Source organism: Candidatus Phytoplasma palmae, assembly GCF_046896035.1.
Classification (GTDB): Bacteria; Bacillota_I; Bacilli_A; order Acholeplasmatales; family Acholeplasmataceae; genus Phytoplasma; species Phytoplasma palmae.
In genome coordinates this window covers 1-1,206 of record NZ_JBIPDD010000035.1, presented here as the reverse complement: position 1 = coordinate 1,206, position 1,206 = coordinate 1, and the positions used below count along the sequence as shown (strand labels likewise).

1 protein-coding gene and 1 pseudogene are annotated in these 1,206 nt (G+C 25.6%); both read left to right on the top strand.

Going from position 1 to position 1,206, the window contains the following annotated elements; all coding sequences use genetic code 11:
- Positions 1-55: 55 nt before the first annotated feature.
- Positions 56-124: pseudogene (locus ACHMP6_RS01865) on the top strand (YneF family protein); the annotation flags it as partial.
- 24 nt (positions 125-148) lie between these two features.
- Positions 149-493: a super-infection exclusion protein B gene (locus ACHMP6_RS01860; protein ID WP_412097827.1), complete on the top strand. Its 345-nt coding sequence runs from the start codon at positions 149-151 to the stop codon at positions 491-493.
- Positions 494-1,206 lie beyond the last annotated feature (713 nt).

Here is a 1,206-nt window from a genome sequence, read left to right as displayed (position 1 = left end):
AGGGGCTTAGATTAATATCTAGTAATAGAAAAACGGTCTAATTCTATCTCGATGACAAATGGGCAGAACACCAAGTGAAAAACATATTAAACAGATTATGTCTAATATTCGTGATAAAAGATAATAATAAGGAGAAAAAAGGAGATAAGTGTCTGTATTTTTTATAATATTTTTGTTTTTTTATGTTTTAGTGATTTTTTGTCTTATGAATATTATTTATCAAATTCATCATAACGCTAAAATAAAAAAATGTTTATTAAATTTCGACATTTTAGAAAGAGAAGTTTTAAAAACTATTCTCTTAAATAAAGAACAAACTTTCCCTTTAACAAAAAATTCTCCCGTAACTAAGAAATTTTTTAAATTAAATATTTTATTTAAGGTAAAAGAAAATGATGAAAAAAATCCATTAAATTCTGTTTTTAAATTAAATTTGTTAATATTTGAATTAATTCGTAAAGATAAAACATTAAAACAAATATATTTACCTTAATTTATTTTTTTTAATATTTATTTTTATTATTAATTAAAAAAATTATAAAAATTATATTTTTGAATGAAAAAGGAGTTATTTTTTAATATGTGGCGCGAAATGATGCCTAATTATGAGTGATTTAACGCATCACGAACATCATGATAATATGTTCCTTCATATTCTTGGCTTTTGAAACGAAAGAATCAAAAGTTACAGCAAAGAATAAAAGCGGGTTGAGGAGAAATTCATATCCAAAAAGATTACGCCAGAAGAATGACTCACAAGGATAACCTTATTAAAAAAGAAAAGGCTAAATGCAATAAACGGGGTAATCATAATACTAAGCAGAAATGAATTGTAACTGTTTATCAAAGTTATTTGGAAATGTATCATTAAATCTATTTTCAAAATTATCAATGTTTTTCTAAAAAACATCCTAGGGTTTTGAACCTAACTTTTGAACCTACCTTTATATATAAAAAAAATTGATCTTCAATGTTATATAGATTGAAGATCAAAAAAAGGTCTGCATACCTAAATGAGTCGCGTAAATAATTAGAGTAACTTCGATCTTCCTAAACTTCTCTCAGAGAAAATTTTTCTCTGTAGAAAAACACAGAATAGTTTGTGGAAGCAAGGAAAAAGCAGAATCATAGTAGTCGTAGGGAACTCAAAGCTAAACTGGAATGTTTCAGTATAATGGCCTACCAGGGCAAAGGTTAACAACCTTT